Origin of the sequence: Lysobacter sp. yr284 (genome assembly GCF_900107375.1) — a bacterium.
Lineage (GTDB): Bacteria > Pseudomonadota > Gammaproteobacteria > Xanthomonadales > Xanthomonadaceae > Lysobacter.
This window is the reverse complement of sequence record NZ_FNPT01000027.1, coordinates 49,944-66,917: the sequence shown is the minus strand read 5'-3', so window position 1 is coordinate 66,917 and position 16,974 is coordinate 49,944. Positions and strand designations below refer to the sequence as shown.

General features: G+C 71.8%; 9 protein-coding genes and 2 riboswitches. Of the genes, 5 read left to right on the top strand and 4 right to left on the bottom strand.

Going from position 1 to position 16,974, the window contains the following annotated elements:
* Window positions 1-214 precede the first annotated feature (214 nt).
* Together BLV01_RS23135 and BLV01_RS23130 are read right to left on the bottom strand one after the other, a co-directional pair.
* The gene (locus tag BLV01_RS23135; protein WP_091805779.1) at window positions 215-1,591 is read right to left on the bottom strand and encodes a DUF3999 domain-containing protein; all 1,377 of its coding nucleotides are present in this window, start codon (window positions 1,589-1,591) and stop codon (window positions 215-217) included.
* Window positions 1,588-4,377, bottom strand: coding sequence for a DUF2339 domain-containing protein (locus BLV01_RS23130; RefSeq protein WP_091805776.1), 2,790 nt, complete (start codon window positions 4,375-4,377; stop codon window positions 1,588-1,590). The genes BLV01_RS23135 and BLV01_RS23130 overlap by 4 nt, the downstream gene beginning before the upstream one ends.
* A 123-nt stretch (window positions 4,378-4,500) precedes the next feature.
* Window positions 4,501-4,804, top strand: a riboswitch (cobalamin riboswitch).
* Between the two features lie 410 nt (window positions 4,805-5,214).
* Here BLV01_RS23130 and BLV01_RS23125 point away from each other — a divergent pair.
* From BLV01_RS23125 to BLV01_RS23110, 4 genes are all read left to right on the top strand, one after another.
* Window positions 5,215-7,569 (top strand): ribonucleoside-diphosphate reductase subunit alpha, encoded by a 2,355-nt coding sequence (locus BLV01_RS23125; RefSeq protein ID WP_091805802.1) that lies wholly within the window; start codon window positions 5,215-5,217, stop codon window positions 7,567-7,569.
* A gap of 136 nt (window positions 7,570-7,705) precedes the next feature.
* The gene (locus BLV01_RS23120; protein ID WP_091805773.1) at window positions 7,706-8,722 is read left to right on the top strand and encodes a ribonucleotide-diphosphate reductase subunit beta; all 1,017 of its coding nucleotides are present in this window, start codon (window positions 7,706-7,708) and stop codon (window positions 8,720-8,722) included.
* A gap of 197 nt (window positions 8,723-8,919) precedes the next feature.
* Window positions 8,920-9,300, top strand: coding sequence for an acyl-CoA thioesterase (locus BLV01_RS23115; protein WP_254782744.1), 381 nt, complete (start codon window positions 8,920-8,922; stop codon window positions 9,298-9,300).
* Between the two features lie 110 nt (window positions 9,301-9,410).
* Entirely contained in the window at window positions 9,411-10,457 is a 1,047-nt protein-coding gene (locus BLV01_RS23110; RefSeq protein WP_091805770.1) for an aldo/keto reductase, read from the top strand.
* Between the two features lie 45 nt (window positions 10,458-10,502).
* Here BLV01_RS23110 and BLV01_RS23105 read toward each other — a convergent pair whose 3' ends face one another.
* Window positions 10,503-11,648, bottom strand: a complete 1,146-nt coding sequence (locus BLV01_RS23105; protein WP_175486222.1) for a COG3904 family protein — start codon at window positions 11,646-11,648, stop codon at window positions 10,503-10,505.
* Between the two features lie 445 nt (window positions 11,649-12,093).
* Window positions 12,094-12,350: riboswitch (cobalamin riboswitch) on the top strand.
* 188 nt (window positions 12,351-12,538) lie between these two features.
* Here BLV01_RS23105 and metE point away from each other — a divergent pair.
* Window positions 12,539-14,818, top strand: a complete 2,280-nt coding sequence (metE, locus tag BLV01_RS23100) for a 5-methyltetrahydropteroyltriglutamate--homocysteine S-methyltransferase (protein ID WP_091805799.1) — start codon at window positions 12,539-12,541, stop codon at window positions 14,816-14,818.
* A 327-nt stretch (window positions 14,819-15,145) separates the two neighbouring features.
* Here metE and BLV01_RS23095 read toward each other — a convergent pair whose 3' ends face one another.
* Complete coding sequence (locus BLV01_RS23095; RefSeq protein ID WP_175486221.1) at window positions 15,146-16,795, bottom strand: diguanylate cyclase; 1,650 nt, start codon at window positions 16,793-16,795, stop codon at window positions 15,146-15,148.
* Window positions 16,796-16,974 lie beyond the last annotated feature (179 nt).

The following is a 16,974-nucleotide window of genomic DNA, read 5'->3' as shown; positions in this document are numbered from 1 at the left end:
CACTAGGTCCAGCACCCGACGCGGGGATGCGCCGTAAGGGGCTTCCTGCCCCTACGGCGCACGCGCGCATCCATGCGCGCGCCCTCCGGGTCTGCGAAACCTCAACCTCATTCGAAGTGGAGATGGAGCAACGGCAACAGCAACAGCGACGCCAACGCGTCTCCACTATTACCGGACCGCGCCACAAAACCACCGCGACGCGCAACGCCGCCCCTTACTCCTGCGGCGTCTTCCCCGACCGCAACAAGCTCATCGCGAACCCCACCACGATCAACGCGCCGCCCACCAGCACCGCCCACAACAGCCACGAACGCCAGTCGCGTTCGGGCGCCGGCGTCGCCAGCGCCGCGGTGCCGGCGAGGTCGCTGGCTGCGCCCAGGCTCGCGTCGGCCGGACGCCAGTCGTTGCCGCGCGATTGCCGCAAGGTCTCGACCAACTGCGCCAGCGGCGAATCGGCGCGCGCGGCGCGGCCGCTGCCCGCGACCAGCGCGTACGGCGCCTGGCCCTGGGCCAGGAACACCGCCACTTCCGGGCGGTAGCCCAGGCGCAGCACCGGTTCGCCCGGCACCGCGCCGCTCGCGCGCAGGCGCCACAGGCGATCGCGCGAGGTGCCGGACAGCTGGCGCGCAGGCGAACGGTCGCCCGCGCCCTGCCCCGCCACCGCATAGGCCATCCACGGGCCCGCCTGCGCGCGCCAGCCTTCGTCTTCGCTGTCGCGGCTGTCCAGCCGCCACTGCAGGGCGTGGTTGCCGGGCAGGGCGACATCGGCCTGCTGGATCGGGAAGCGGCCATCGAGGCGGTATTCGAACGCCACGCCGCCGTCCTTGAGCGCGACCCGCGTGCCCTTGAGTTCGCGCCATTGCAGCGGCGCGCCGGCCGCGGTCGCGCTCAGTTCGGCCTCGACCGCGACGATCTGCGCGCCGCGCTGCGGGTCCTGCGGGGTCAAGCGCAGGTAGCGCGCCTGTTCGCCGACCGCGTCGAACGCGATGCGCCGCTGCACCAGGCGCTGGCCGTCGCGCTGCAGGTCGACCAGGCGGCCGCTGCTGGCGACGCTGCGCCAGTGGTCGAGGTCGTCGCTGGCCTCGACCGAATACGCCGCGTCCAGCGCCGCACCGGGCGCCCATTGCAGTTGCAGCGCCTGGATCGGCGCGCGCACCGCGCTGGCGTCGATCAGCAGCGCGGTCTGCGGCAACTGGGCGGTGTCGCCGGCGGTGCTGCGCGCCTCGACCCGGCGCAGGCGGCCGTCGGTTTCCACTTCGCTGATCAGTTCCCAGCCCTTGGCCGTACCGGCCGGCGCGGCCGGCAGCGGGAACCACGGCAGCGACCGGCGCTGCGGCGCGCGCGCCAGCGGCTGCTCCGGCGCGAACACCTCGGCCGGGACACTGGCGCCGGTGGCGTCGATCACGTCGATGTCGCGCAGTTGCGGGCTTTGCGCCTGCGCGTACACGGACGGATCGAGTTCGACCCGATAGGCGCCGCCGTCGTCGCGGCTCAGTTGCAACGGCCATTGCCGTGCGTAGTCCTGGCGCGGCGCCGCGGCCAGCGGCAATGCGAGCACCAGCAGCGCGAGCGTGAGGGAGCGGGTTTTCATGCGGAAGCGTCCTGCTCGGAACGTTGATCGGAAGGAGGTTCGCCGGCCTCGGCCTGGGCATCGCGCGACGGCGGCGCCGGCGCGAAGTAGCCGACCAGCGTGCACAGCAGGCCGTAGGCGATGAACGAGGCGATGCCGAGCAGGTTGCCCAGGTGGCTGCGGTCGATCAGCACCAGCTTGGCCAGCACCACCGCCATCAGCACCGCGCCGGCCAGCCACAGCCCGCGCTGGCCGCGGCGCGAGCCGGCGATCCAGCCGGCCACGCCGAGCACGCTCCAGGTCACGGTCAGGCTGGTCTGGACCAGGCTGGCCGAGTGCATCGACGCGTTCCACGCCACCCCGCCCCAGAAGTGGGCGCTGCGCAATACCTCGACCGTGACCAGGGCGAAGCCGCCCAACGCCAGCAGCGGCACCCGCCGCCGGCGAATGCCGGCCTCGACCAGCGGCGAAGCCAGCCAGGCGCCGAGCATCAGCAAGGTGCCCCACTGGATCAGGCCCTGCGGATTGAGCAGCGGCAGCCACATCAGCGGCGCCGGATCGGCGTCGTAGCCCAAGCCCAGCGTCACCGCCACGGCCAGCACCAGCGCGAAGCTCGCCGTCGCCCCGCCGCGCCATTGCGCGAAGCGTTCGCCCACCGGCCACCCGGCCACGCCCGGCCGCCACAGGCAGGCGGCGCCGATCGCCAGCAGCGGAGCGGCCACCGCGGCGAACTGCCAGCCCGAGCCGAACGCGGTGGCGTCGTCGCGCAGCCACAGCTGCAGGCACACGCCGGGCAGGAGCGCCCACGACCACAGCCAGCCCAGATGGGCGAACGCCAGCTCGCCCGCGCCGCGCGCGCGCAGGGCGCGCAGGATGCGCCAGCCCAGCGCCGCGTACGCCGCCCAGGCCAGCCAGCCCCAGTCGCGCAGCGGCCACTGGTGGCCGTCGATGTGCCACAAGGCGAACAAGGCCGCCACCGCCGGCGCCAGCATCGCGGTCGCCGACAGCGCCCGCCACGGATGCCGGGCGAAGACTTCCGCGGCCAGCCAGGCGGTCGCCACCGTCAGCGCCAGACTCGCATTGGCGCGCGCGGCGGACGGTACGAACGCCTCGATCTGACCGGCGAACGCGCCCAGCCACCACAACAGTCCCCACAGGTAGTACAGCGAGGCGGGCGCCGCGGGCGCGCCGGCGCTGCGGCGGTAGCTGGCGGCGCTGGCCAGGCCGGCCAGCGCGATCAGCAGCGCGCCGGCGAAGTTGGCGTTGAGGAAGATCCAGCGCGCGTCCCAGATCTCGTCGCTGGCGCCGATCGCGAACGCCATCGCCGCGGCCAGTTGCAGGCCGGCGCCGGTCAGCTGCGGCAGCAGGCGTTGCTGGCGCAGGCCCAGCCAGATCAGCGCCGCGCCTTCCAGCGCGAACACGCAGGCGGTGGCCTCGGCGGCCAGCGCCAGCGGCACCGCCAGGGTGGCGAAGCCGATGGCGAGCAAGGCGTACGGCGTGCTCAGCGCGAGGAAGCGCGAGTCGCGGCGCAGCCACCACGCCAGCGCCGCGTACAGCGCGCCCAGGCCCAGCGCGCAGAACGCCAGCGGCATGCGCGCGCCGTCCAGCAACCCGGCCTGCAGGCTGAAGGCGATCAGCGGCGTGCCGAACACCAGGCAGCCGTCGATCAGGTCGCGGCGGCCGGCGGCGCGGCGGCGCGCGTACAGCACCGGGATCAGCAGGTAGAAGGCAAAGAACAGCAGCAGGAACGGCTCGGTGGTCGAGTAATGCTCTGGCCGGTACTTGAGCACGCCCCACAGCGTGCCGATGCCCCAGGTGAAGGCGAAGCCGAGCAGGTTCAGCACCCGCCACGGCCGCCACCAGGCGATCGCGAAGATGCCGGCGTTGAGCACGGCGTAGTAGCCGAACAGGGCGACATGGTTGCCCGAGCCGGTGGACAGCCAGATCGGCGCGAGGAAGCCGGCGAGGATCGCGAACACCGCCAGCGCCAGCGCATTCTGCTTCACCGACAGCACCCCGGTGCCGGCCACCAGCACCACGCTCAGCGCGAACGCGGCGCCGGCCGGGATCATCCCGTAGAGCTTGAACGCGGCGAACACCACCAGCAGCAGCACGCCGATCGCGCCGCCCTGCAGGCTCAGCGCGAACACCCGCTTGCGTTCGCGCTGGCGCCAGCCGAACACCAGCCCCGCCATCGCCGCGAAGGCGACGCCGGCCAGGCGCAGTTCCACCGGCACCCGCATCCAGCCCTGGTCGCTGGCGTACTTGAGCAACGCGGCGACGCCGGCCAGCAGCACCAGCATGCCGACCTTGACCGGCACGTTGCCCTCGGTGAACCAGCGCCGCAGCCAGCGCGCGGCGACGGTGACGACGTCCGGCTGAGCCGGCGCTGCCGGCGCGCGCGGCGGCTGCGGGCGCGGCGGCGGCGTGGCGGCGGCAGCGGGCGCGGCAGTCGGGGGCGCGGCCGCCGCGGGCAGCGGCGGCGGTTGCGGTTGCGCCGGGGCCGCGGCGGGCCGCTCGGGCGGCGCGGTCGCGGGCGGTGCCGACGCAGGGATGGGGACGGCGGGAGCGGCGGCGGACGCCGCCGCGGCGCGCTCGGCCTGGGCCCGCGCCGCAGCCTCGCGTGCGCTCAGCTCGGCCAGGGTCGCCTCGTTGCGTGCCGGCCCGCCGGATTGGCGCAGGCGCTCGACTTCGCGCTCCAGCCCGCTCACCCGGCCGCGCAGCGAACCGAGCTGGACCAGCGCCACCACCAGCAGCACGGGCACCGCCAGGACCACGAGCACCAGCAAGACAATCAGCGATTCCATCACGTTTCCCCTATCCTTATGGCGGGCACGTTACACCAACCACGGCACGATGCGGGGGTGTCCTTCACCCCACGCACACCTTGCTGACTCACCACATATCGCGTTGACGAAATCGACGAACCCCACTATGTTGTGTCCGTCGGTGCCGGTCGAGAGACCGGCTGAAAAGGGAAGCCGGTAGGGAGGGCCCGCGGATCGCCGCGCGGCCGCCGAAGCCGGCGCTGCCCCGCAGCGGTATGGGAAACGAACGGGTCATGGCACTGGGCGCGGCGAGCGCCTGGGAAGCGACCCAGTAGGAACCGGAGGACGCAGAGCGCAGAACGGTGGGTAGTGGACGGGCGAAGTGTCGCCTGCTGCTCACCGCTCTGCGCTCTTTGGTCTCCGAGGGTCCCGAGCCCGAAGACCTGCCGACAGCCGCGCGTCGCACAACCGCGCGGTCCCGGCCCAATGGAGTCTTCGAGCGAAGACCGGCCGGTGTCGCGGCACGACGGGGCCACCGTCGCGTCCGACCGCTTCGGCGCCCTGCGCGGAGCGGCACGTGCCCGGACCGTTCCGGCGCGCGCGACACCCAGCCAGCGCTCCGATTGCTCCGCGCCCGCGGGGGCGCGGCCGTGCCTTCGGCGACGCCGCTATCGCGGTTCGCTGTCGATGGCGCGTCCGCGTTCTCCGCACCGTGCACCCACGCCCCGGAGCAATGCCATGACCACATTAGAAACCGATTCGTCCGTCGCCCCCGCCACGGACGCCGCCAGCGTCCCCGCCGCCACCGTCAAACCGCAACGCAGCGCACAGGACGCGCCCGGCTTCGCCCTGACCCCGCCGGCCGCGAACCTGACCATGAGCGTGACCAAGCGCAGCGGCCGCCGCGAGCCGGTCGACCTCAACAAGATCGTGCGCGCGGTGACCCGCTGCGCCGAAGGCTTGTACTCCGTCGACCCGATGCGCGTGTCGACCCGCACCATCTCCGGCCTGTACGACGGCGCGACCACGCGCGAGCTCGACGAGCTGTCGATCCGCACCGCCGCGCTGCTGACCGCCGAAGAACCCGAATACGGCCGCCTAGCCGCGCGCCTGCTCGCCGGGGTGATCGAGAAGGAAGTCGCCGGGATCGAGATCCACGCGTTCTCGCAGTCGGTCCAGCGCGGCTTCGACCTGGGCCTGATCAACCAGCGCCTGCTCGACTTCGTCCAGGCCAACGCGCGCAAGCTCAACGACGCGATCGACCGCAACCTCGACGCCAAGTTCGACTACTTCGGCCTGCGCACCCTGTACGACCGTTACCTGCTGCGCCACCCGACCGCGCGCACCGTCATCGAGACCCCGCAGCAGTTCTTCCTGCGCATCGCCTGCGCGCTGAGCGAGGACGTCTCCGACGCGCTGGCGCTGTACCGGCGCATGGCCCAGCTCGACTACATCCCGTCCTCGCCGACCCTGTTCAACTCCGGCACCACCCACGAGCAGCTGTCGAGCTGCTTCCTGCTGGATTCGCCGGAAGACTCGCTGGAAGCGATCTACAAGCGCTACATGGACGTGGCCAAGCTGAGCAAGTTCAGCGGCGGCATCGGCCTGAGCTACACCCGCATCCGCGCGCGCGGCTCGCTGATCCGCTCGACCAACGGCCTGAGCAACGGCATCGTGCCGTGGCTGAAGACGCTCGACGCCTCGGTCGCCGCGGTCAACCAGGGCGGCAAGCGCAAGGGCGCGGCCTGCGTGTACCTGGAGCCGTGGCACGCCGACATCGAAGAGTTCCTGGAACTGCGCGACAACACCGGCGACGAAGCGCGCCGCACCCACAACCTCAACCTCGCCAACTGGATTCCCGACGAATTCATGCGCCGGGTCGAGGCCGACGCCGACTGGTCGCTGTTCGACCCGGCCAAGGTGCCGCAGCTGACCGACCTGTGGGGCGAGTCGTTCGAACGCGCCTACCGCGCCGCCGAAGCCGCCGGCCAGGCGGTCAAGAAGGTCAAGGCGCGCGACATCTACGCGCGGATGATGCGCACCCTGGCGCAGACCGGCAACGGCTGGATGAACTTCAAGGACAAGTCCAACCGCGCCTGCAACCAGACCCTGCGCGACGGCAACGTGGTGCACCTGTCCAACCTGTGCACCGAGATCCTGGAAGTGACCTCGCAGGACGAGACCGCGGTGTGCAACCTCGGCTCGATCAACCTCTCGCACCACGTCGAGATCTTCGAGGACGGCAAGGGCGCGTTCGATTTCGACAAGCTCGCCGAGACCGTGCGCCTGGCCGTGCGCCAGCTCGACCGCGTGATCGACCTGAACTTCTACCCGATCGAGACCGCGCGCCGCGCCAACCTGCGCTGGCGTCCGGTCGGCCTGGGCTCGATGGGCCTGCAGGACGTGTTCTTCAAGCTGCGCCTGCCGTTCGACTCCGAGCCGGCGCGCAAGCTCGGCCGCGAGATCGCCGAGGCCATCTACTTCCACGCCCTGTCGGCGTCGAACGAACTGGCGATGGAGCACGGCAAGCACCCCGGCTACGAGGACACCCGCGCCAGCACCGGCGAGCTGCAGTTCGAAGCCTGGGGCGTGGAGCCCTCGCAGCCGGAGCGCTGGAACGAACTGCGCGCGCGGATCAAGCAGCACGGCCTGCGCAACTCGCTGCTGGTGGCGATCGCGCCGACCGCGACCATCGCCTCGATCGCCGGCTGCTACGAGTGCATCGAGCCGCAGGTGTCGAACCTGTTCAAGCGCGAGACCCTGTCGGGCGACTTCCTGGTCGTCAACAAGTACCTGGTCGAGGAGCTCAAGAAGCTCGGCATGTGGACGGCGGACATGCGCGACCGGATCAAGATGGCCGAAGGCTCGATCCAATCGGTCGCCGAGATCCCCGAATCGCTGCGCCAGGTCTACCGCACCGCGTGGGAACTGCCGATGCGCTCGCTGATCGACATGGCCGCCGACCGCGGCGCTTTTATCGATCAAAGCCAGTCCCTCAACCTGTTCATCGAGAGCCCGAACATCGGCCAGCTCAGCTCGATGTACATGTACGCCTGGAAGAAGGGTCTGAAGACCACGTACTACCTGCGCTCGCGTCCGGCGACCAAGATCGCCAAGACCACGGTCAGCGCGCCGGCCGCCGCGCCGGTGGCGCCGAAGCCGGAATACACCGAGAGCGACGCGATCGCCTGCTCGCTGGAAAATCCGGAATCCTGCGAAGCCTGCCAGTAAGACGCTTCAAAGCCCCTCTCCCGCTCGCGGGAGAGGGGTCGGGGTGAGGGCCGCTGTCGCGCCCCCACCGCCCTCATCCGCCCTTCGGGCACCTTCTCCCGCAAGCGGGAGAAGGGAGCAGCAACAAGGAACACTCATGTCCATCGCCCCGCCCCGCCTGCTCGATCCCGGCTTCGATCTCACCCTGCGCCCGATGCGCTACGCGCAGTTCTACGAGATGTACCGCGACGCCATCCGCAACACCTGGACCGTCGAGGAGGTGGATTTCTCGCAGGACGTCAACGACCTCAAGCACAAGTTCGGCCCGGCTGAGCGGCATCTGGTCGAGCGGCTGGTGGCGTTCTTCGCCACCGGCGACAGCATCGTCGCCAACAACCTGGTGCTGAACCTGTACCAGCACATCAACGCGCCCGAGGCGCGCATGTACCTGTCGCGGCAGCTGTACGAGGAAGCGCTGCACGTGCAGTTCTACCTGACCCTGCTCGACACCTACCTGCCCGACCCGAACGAGCGCGCCAAGGCCTTCGACGCGGTCGAGAACATTCCCTCGATCCGGGCCAAGGCCGAGTTCTGCTTCCGCTGGATCGACTCGATCCAGGGGGTGAAGCGGGTCGAGACGCGCGAGCAGCGCCGCCAGTTCCTGCTGAACCTGATCTGCTTCGCCGGCTGCATCGAGGGCCTGTTCTTCTTCGCCGCCTTCGCCTACGTGTATTACCTGCGCTCGCGCGGCCTGCTCAACGGCCTGGCTTCGGGCACCAACTGGGTGTTCCGCGACGAGAGCTGCCACATGGCGTTCGCGTTCGAAGTCATCCGCACCGCGCGCGAGGAAGAGCCTGACCTGTTCGACGCCGACCTGCGCGCGCAGGTGGTGAAGATGTTCGAAGAGGCGGTGGAGTGCGAGTACCTGTTCGCCCAGGACGTGCTGTCCGGCGGCGTGGTCGGCCTGTCGCTGAAGGACATGCGCCAGTACCTGGAATACTGCGCCGACCAGCGCATGGCCCAGCTCGGCATGCCCAAGCACTTCGGTTCGACCAATCCGTTCGCGTTCATGGACCTGCAGGACGTGCAGGAAGTCACCAACTTCTTCGAGCGCCGGGTGTCGGCATACCAGGTCGGCGTGCAGGGCGAAGTGGCGTTCGACGAGGCGTTCTGACGCTCCGAGCCCTCTCCGCGCTCTAAGCCCCTCTCCCGCTTGCGGGAGAGGGGTTGGGGTGAGGGCAAACGCCCTCGCCCAACATCTTCGCAACCGTTTTCCCTCACCCCAACCCTCTCCCGCAAGCGGGAGAGGGAGCAGTTCGCCCTGGAATGTTCGATCTAATCTCCCCCAACGCCTCTGCCGACACCTCCGCCATGACCGAAGCCCGCATGACCGAGATCGTCTTCCCCGACCACACCAACCACCTGGGCACGCTGTTCGGCGGCCAGGCGCTGGCGTGGATGGACAAGGCCGCCTTCATCGCCGCTTCGCGCTACGCGCGCCGCACCGTGGTCACCGCGCGCTCGGAGCAGATCGACTTCCACCTGCCGGTGCCCAAGGGCGCGCTGGTCGAGCTGATCGCGCGCGTGGTCGAGACCGGCCGCACCTCGATGCAGGTCGAAGTGGAAATGATCCGCGAAGACCTGCTGACCGGCGAATCGCAACTGGCCACGCGCGGGCGCTTCACCATGATCGCGCTCGACGTCGAGGGCAAGCCGACCGCGGTCCCGCCGCTGCCGGCCGCGCAGGCGTAACCAACGCTGCAACACAGCGATCCGGCGCACCGCCGCGCCGGCGCAAGCTGCGGATATTCCGCAGCGCGCGCGGTTTCTACAGTCATCGCACTTCCACCACGGATACCGCGATGCAACTGGACCACTACCGCACCCTCGGCCGCTGCGGCCTGCGCATCAGCCCGATCTGCCTGGGCACCATGACCTTCGGCGAGGATTGGGGCTGGGGCAGCGACGCCACCGAAGCCCGGCGCGTGTTCGACGCCTACCTCGAACGCGGCGGCAATTATTTCGACACCGCGAATTTCTACACCGGCGGCAGTTCCGAAACCCTGCTCGGCCAGTTCGCCCAAGGCCGCCGCGATCGCCTGGTGATCGCCACCAAGTTCTCGCTGTGTACCGATCCCGGCGACCCCAACGCCGGCGGCAACCACCGCAAGAACCTGCGCCGTTCGGTCGAAGCCAGCCTGCGCCGGCTCGGCACCGACTACATCGACCTGCTCTACCTGCACGCCTGGGACGCGACCACGCCGGTCGAGGAAGTCATGCGCGGCTTCGACGACCTCGTGCGCGCGGGCAAGGTCTTGTATGCCGGCGTCTCCGACCTGCCGGCGTGGCAGGCCGCGCGCATGCAGACCCTGGCCGAACTGCGCGGCTGGTCGCCGCTGGTGGCGCTGCAGACCGAATACAGCCTGGCCCAGCGCGACAGCGAACGCGAACTGCTGCCGATGGCGCGCGAACTCGGCCTGGGCGTGAGCGCGTGGTCGCCGCTGGCCTCGGGCGTGCTGACCGGCAAGTACTCGCGCGCCGATCTCGACCCGGCCACCGCCCAGGGCCGGCGCGCGGTGGCGATCGGCAACGGCGCGCTGACCGAGCGCGCGCTCGCGATCGCCGAGGTCGTGGTCGGCATCGCGCGCGAACTCGAACGCCCGGCGGCGCAGGTCGCGCTGGCCTGGCTGCTGCAGCGGCCGGGCGCGATCGTGCCGGTGATCGGCGCGCGCACCGAAGCGCAACTGGTGCAGAACCTGGGCGCGTTGGAGCTCGCTCTGAGCGCCGCCCAGTTGGAACGGCTGGAACGGGCGAGCGCGATCGCGCTGGGGTTCCCGCACGATTTCCTGGCCCTGCCCGGGATCGTCGGCGCGATGTTCGGCGGCGCGCAGGTGCGGCGCGACTGGTAAGCGCCCGCGCCGGCGTCGCCGGCCAGAAGCCGGCGATGCCGGCGTTTACTTCGCGGCCTTCTCGCCCTGCTCCGGCTTGTCGGCGCCCTTGTCCGCGGCGGCGTCCGCCGCGGACAAGGCGGCTTCGTCCAGCAACGGCGGCGGCAGGTCGCGCGCGTACAGGTCGGCCGGGCTCTCGCCGGGGCAGGCCTTGTCGGGGAAGCCGAACTTGGCCTGCAGTTCCTTGGCGCATTCGGGCATCGATTCGAAGCTCTTGCCGGTGCCCATGCACTGCGCGTCGAAGGCGCGGCGGAAGGATTCGCGGCGGCGGACGAAGTCGTCGCCGCACTTGCGCGCCAGGCGGATCCGGTCGAGGTCGTCCTGGGCGGCGTTGGTGCCGTCCAGGCCGTATTGCTTGAGTTCGTCCGGGGTCAGGATGCGCAGGTCGCGGTTGGCCACGGTCATCATCAGGTCCGAGACCGCGGTGGCCACGCCGTTGCGCTCCAGGTAATCGCGCACCTGCTGGTTGATCGCGCGCAGCTCGCGGCTGAGTTCGGCGCGCGAGGTCGCGGTGGAGCGGTCGCGCATCAGCCGGTGGATGCCGACCTTGCCCTCGATCGAGCGGGTGTCGCCGGCCGCCAGCACCAGCACGCAGGCGCTGTGGCAGACCGAGTTCTCGCGCACCCAGATCGCCCAGCCCGACTCGGCGATGGTGTCGCCGGCGCGCAGCGCTTCCTCGACGTGGCCGCCGCTGGAGTCGATGTCGAGGATGCGGGTCGGGATCTCCATGCGCGCGGCCATCGCCGCGACCCGCTGCGCCAGCGCGGTGAAGCCGGCGCCGATCTTGCCCTGGTAGCGCACCCGCACCACCCCGCGCTGCTGGCACGGCGACATCGCGTCGACCAGGCTGAAGAAGTCCAGCGATTCCAGGGTGTCGCCGTCGCCGAAGCGCGGGTAGTCGTATTCGCAGCTGATCCGGGCGGTGCCGCCGTCGAGCTTGGCCGGCGGCCAGTAGGTGCCCTTGAGGATGTCCTCTTCGCTGACCGCCGCCGGCGCCGGCTTGGGCGTCTCGTTCTGGCTGCCCAGGGTCACCGCCGCGGCCGGCGGCGCCGGCGCGTCCCGGCCGCAGGCGGCCAGCGCCAGCGCGCACAGCGAGGCGAACGCGACGGCCAGGAGCCTGCGGGGAAGGAGCGGGGAGCGTTGCGAAAACATGTGTCGAGCCACCGGAGTCGGAATCGCGCGGGACCGTCCTGGCCCGCGCCGCGCGCTGCGCCTGCAAACGTTAGCGGCACGCTCGTCCAAGCTCAACGAGCACAACGCGCGTGGGCGGGCCGGGCTTCATGTTGGCGCGGGGCGGATGAACCTGGGGCGAGGGCGGGCCGGTCGCGCGCGCAACCGACAGGTGCGGCAAAAGCGGCGGAAGCGCGGCGCTCGCAGCGCACAGCGTCCGGCCTGAAAGCCGTTCCGCATGAGCCGGGCGCTTTGCTGCAGGGTGGGACGGCCGCAGGCTCCGGCGGCCGTGCGAGGGCCTTCGGGCCCGACGCTGTGGTCCCCGCTGCGACCGCCCCCGCAGAACGCCGCATGTCATTTGACTTCGCCCGGGCCGCTGCGTACCTTGGCGGCGTCTCGGTGAACATCGCTTCATGCAGATAAAGCGATGGGACACGCCGGCCATGGTTCGCGCCATGGCCGGCCAGAGGGAATCCGGTGCGAATCCGGAGCTGCCCCGCAGCGGTATGGGAAACGAACGGGCCATGGCACTGGGCGGTACGCCTGGGAAGCGGCCTCAGTAGGAGCGGCGAGGCGGTCGAGGCCGGCGCCGGCGCGCGAGTGGATGGACTCGCGCGCCGCACCGGCCACGCCGCCGCGCCCACGTCCCGAGCCCGAAGACCTGCCGCGACCGGAAGGTGCGCCTTCCGTCCGACTCCGGTCCCGCTTCGCCGTCGCGTCCGCGCGGTGCGCGCGGCGGGCCGGCTCGCCCGCGGGGGCGGAGGTCGAAGCCAACGGATCGATCCGCAGTCCGGCGCACCCGCGTGCGGACCGGTGCGGCCGTGGTCTCCTTCGTTGCCCTGCGTCATGCCCACGCATCGCAGGTATTGATCATGATCAGCGTCACCACCCTCGGCTTCCCGCGCATCGGCGCGCGGCGCGAGCTCAAGCAAGCCCTGGAATCGTTCTGGAAGGGCGACCGCGACGCGGCCGCCTTGCAGGCCACCGCCGCCGGACTGCGCGAACGCCACTGGCGCCTGGCCGTCGCGGCCGGCGCCGACAGCGTGCCGTGCAACGATTTCTCGCTGTACGACCACGTGCTCGACACGGCGGTGCTGTTCGACGCCATCCCGGCCTCGCACCGCGCCGCGTTCGAGGACGATCCGCTCACCGGCTACTTCGCCCTCGCCCGCGGCCTGCAGGACGGGCGCCGCGACCTGCGCGCGCTGGAAATGACCAAGTGGTTCGACACCAACTACCACTACCTGGTCCCGCAGTTCGAACCCGGCCAGCGCTTCTGCCTGCGCGCCGACAAGCCGCTGGCCGAACTGGCCCAGGCGCAGGCGCTCGGGCTGGACGCGCGGCCGGTGCTGCTCGGCCCGGTCACCTTGCTCAAGCTCGGCAAGCGCAGCGACGGCGGCGACCCGCGCGAGCTGCTCGACGCGTTGCTGCCGGCCTACGCCGAATTGCTGGCCAAGCTCAAGGCGGCCGGCGCGTCGTGGGTGCAGATCGACGAACCCGCGCTGGCGCTGGACCTCGACGACGCCGACCGCGCCGCCTACCGCCGCGCCTACGACGCCCTGGCCCAGGCCGATTCGCCGCAGCGCCTGCTCGCCACCTACTTCGGCGCGCTCGGCGACAACGCCGCGCTGGCCGCGCAGTTGCCGGTCCAGGCGCTGCACCTGGACCTGGCGCGCGCGCCGCAACAGCTCGAAGCGGTGCTGCCGTTGCTGCCGCAAGACCGCGCGCTGAGCCTGGGCGTGGTCGACGGCCGCAACATCTGGCGCGCCGACCTCGACGCCGCGCTGAGCCTGGCCCGCCGCGCCGGCGCGCGCGCGCGCTGGCTGGCGCCGTCGTGCTCGCTGCTGCACGTGCCCACCGACCTGGAACTGGAACGCAAGCTGCCCGGTCCGCTCAGGCAATGGATGGCGTACGCGAAGCAGAAGATCGAAGAGCTGCGCCTGGTCGCCGGCGCGCTGGCCGGCGACGCCGCGGCCGAAGGCGAACTGGCCCAGGCCGCCAGCGCGCGCGCCGCGCGCCTGGCCTCGCCGCTGCTGCGCAACGCCTCGGTGCGCAAGCGCCTGGCCGCGGTCGAGCCGGCGATGACCCGCCGCGCCAGCGCCTATCCGCAGCGCGCCAGACTGCAGCAGCAGCGCCTCAAGCTGCCGCTGTTCCCGACCACCACCATCGGCTCGTTCCCGCAGACCGCGCAGGTGCGCCAGGCCCGCGCCGAGCACAAGGCCGGGCGCCTGGACGACGCCGGCTACCGCGCCTTCCTCGAAAACGAGACCGTGCAGTGCCTGCGCGAGCAGGAAGCGCTCGGCATCGACGTGCTGGTGCACGGCGAGTTCGAGCGCAACGACATGGTCGAGTACTTCGGCGAACAGCTCGACGGCTTCGCCTTCACCTCGCACGGCTGGGTGCAGAGCTACGGCTCGCGCTGCGTCAAGCCGCCGGTGCTGTTCGGCGATGTGGCCCGGCCCAAGCCGATGACGGTGGACTGGAGCCGCTTCGCCCAGGACCACGCGGCCAAGCCGGTCAAGGGCATGCTGACCGGGCCGGTGACGATCCTGCAGTGGTCGTTCGTGCGCGACGACCAGCCGCGCGCCGACAGCTGCCGTCAGATCGCGCTGGCCCTGCGCGAGGAAGTGCTGGACCTGGAAACCGCCGGTATCGCCGCGATCCAGATCGACGAGCCGGCATTGCGCGAAGGCCTGCCTTTGCGCCGCGCCGACTGGCCGGCGTACCTGGCCTGGGCCGGCGAAAGCTTCCGCCTCGCCGCCAGCGGCGTGGGCGATGCGACCCAGATCCACACCCACATGTGCTACGCCGAGTTCAACGACATCATCGACGCGGTCGCCGCGCTCGACGCCGACGTGATCTCGATCGAGACCTCGCGCTCGCGCATGGAACTGCTCGACGCGTTCGTGCGCTACCGCTACCCCAATGGCATCGGCCCGGGCGTGTACGACATCCACTCCCCGCGCGTGCCCGACGAAGCGGAGATGCGCGAGCTGCTGGACAAGGCGCTGGACGTGCTGGAGCCGGCGCAGCTGTGGGTCAATCCGGACTGCGGCCTGAAGACCCGCGGCTGGCCGGAGGTGCGCGCGGCGCTGCAGGCGATGGTGCGCGCGGCGCAAGGCCTGCGCGAGGCGGCGCGCGCCGAGGCCTGAGCCGGGCGACCCGGCGGATGCGTCGCGCCGCGTGCGCGGCGCATGCGCCGGGGCCGGCGCCACCGACGCGGGCGCTCGCCGATGGGCGGGCGCCCGTCGTTTTTCCTATGGCAGCCACGACATGCGGGTTGCGGCGTCGCCGGGTCGGCGCGGTCGCGGCTTGCGCCGCGCCTGCAGCGGCTGCGGCCGGTTCGTCGCTTCATGCAGGCGCGGCGCGGGCCGCGACCGCGCCAATGCGGCCACGACGAAAACAGCAGCGCCGTCGATACCGCCGCCATTGGCCGCGCAGACCCTCTGCGCTCGCCGCGCCGCGCCACGTCCCCGCGCTCAAAAACAAAACCCGTTGCGCCCGCGCCGCTTGGCCCGGTACAGCGCCTCATCGGCGCGGTCCATCGCCGCGTCCAGCTCGGCCAGGCCGTAGGCCATCGCCATGCCGATACTGCAGCTGAGCCGGCCGTGCTCGCTGTCGCGGTGCTCGATGTCGCGCCGATACAGGCCGAGCAGGATCGCGCGGGCGATGTTGAGCACGCGCGCCCGGCCGACGCCGGGGATCAGCACGCAGAATTCCTCGCCGCCGGTGCGCACCACCGCGTCGTCGCCTTCGCGCACTTCGGCGCGGATCGCCGCCACCGCGGCGCGCAGCGCTTCGTCGCCGGCACGGTGGCCGTAGCGGTCGTTGTAGGCCTTGAAATGGTCGACGTCGAGCAACAGCACCGCGACGCTGCCCACCCGCGCGCCCTGCGCGGCCAGCGCCTGCACGAATTCGTCGCGGCCGCGGCGGTTGAGCGCGCCGGTCAGCGGATCGGTGCAGGCCACCCGGTCGAGTTCGCGCAGCGCCGCGCGCAGTTGCTCGGTGCGCTGGGCCACGTCGTGCTCGCGCTCGGCCAGGCTCTGGCGCAGTTCGGCGTGGGCGTGGTCGAGCCGCGCCGACAGGTCGACGATGGCGGCCAGCACCGGCTGCAGTTCCTCCGGCATCGCCGCCTCGCCGGCGTTGCGGCCCGGCTCCGGCGCGGCGCCGCTGGCCAGCGCGCGCAGCCGCTGCAGCAGCAGCGAGGACGCGCGCGCCAGCGTCCGCGCGTACCACACGAACGCCAGCGCGGCGCCGAGCACCGCCAGCAGCAGCAACTGGCTCATCAGCACCGCGCGCTCCAGCGCCGGGCGCGCGGCCAGCGCCTGCGGCGCCACCGCGTACAGGGTCCAGCCGGCGCGGGTGCGCGCGCCGGCGACGAAGGCGCGGCCGCCGCCGGGCATCACCGGCAAGGCTTGGCGCGCGGCGCCGTGGCCGATCCGGGCCAGCGCGGGCGCGAAATCGCTGTCGGCCGCGCGCTGCATGAACGCCAGGCCGAGGCCGCCGCTGGCGTGGATGACCCGGCCGCTGCGGTCCAGCAGCACGGTCTCGTAGTCGCCGTGGCCGTTCTCGTCGTAGACGTGCGCCGGCGCCAGCGAGGCCTCGATCACGCCGGCGAAGGCGCCGTCGCGGTAGCGCGGCACCGACACCACCACCAGCGGGTCGCGGCCCAGGCCGCGGCCGCGGAAGGCGTTGGAAATATAGTCCCGGCCGTTGCGCGCCGGCTCGCGGAAGTAGTCGCGGTCGGAGACGTCGAGGCCGACCGCGGCCGCGGCCGCGGCGGCCGGCGCGGCGCCGATCACCCGGCCGCGCGCGTCGGTGGCGACCAGGGTCAGGATCGGCGGGTAGCGCCGCTGCAGTTCGGGCAGCTCCACGCTCCAGTCCAGGCGATGGCGCGCGCCGGCCGCGGCCAGCACGTGCAGGCTGGCCTGCAGCGCGGCCAGGCTCTCGTCGAGCTCGTGGGCGAGCACGTGCGCGCTAGCGGCGGTGCGCGCGTCGATCTCGCCCAGTTCGGCGCGATAGCGGGCGAACAGCATCGCCGCGCCGAACGCCAGGCTCGGCAGCACCACCGCCAGCACCAGCAGGCCGAGGAACTGCCGATACAGCCCGCGCCGCATCGCCGGCTGCATGCGATCCGTGCCCGCAGCCGATTTTTTGTGCCTCGCAAAACGAAACAGCCCCGCCGAAGCGGGGCTGTCTGGGTGCGCGGGGCCGGTGCGGAGCCCGCGCCGCCGATCACGGCGACGCGGCGGTGGCGGCGATGGCGGTTGCGGGGTTTCGTCGTCCATGCGCGTCTCGCACGCCCGGG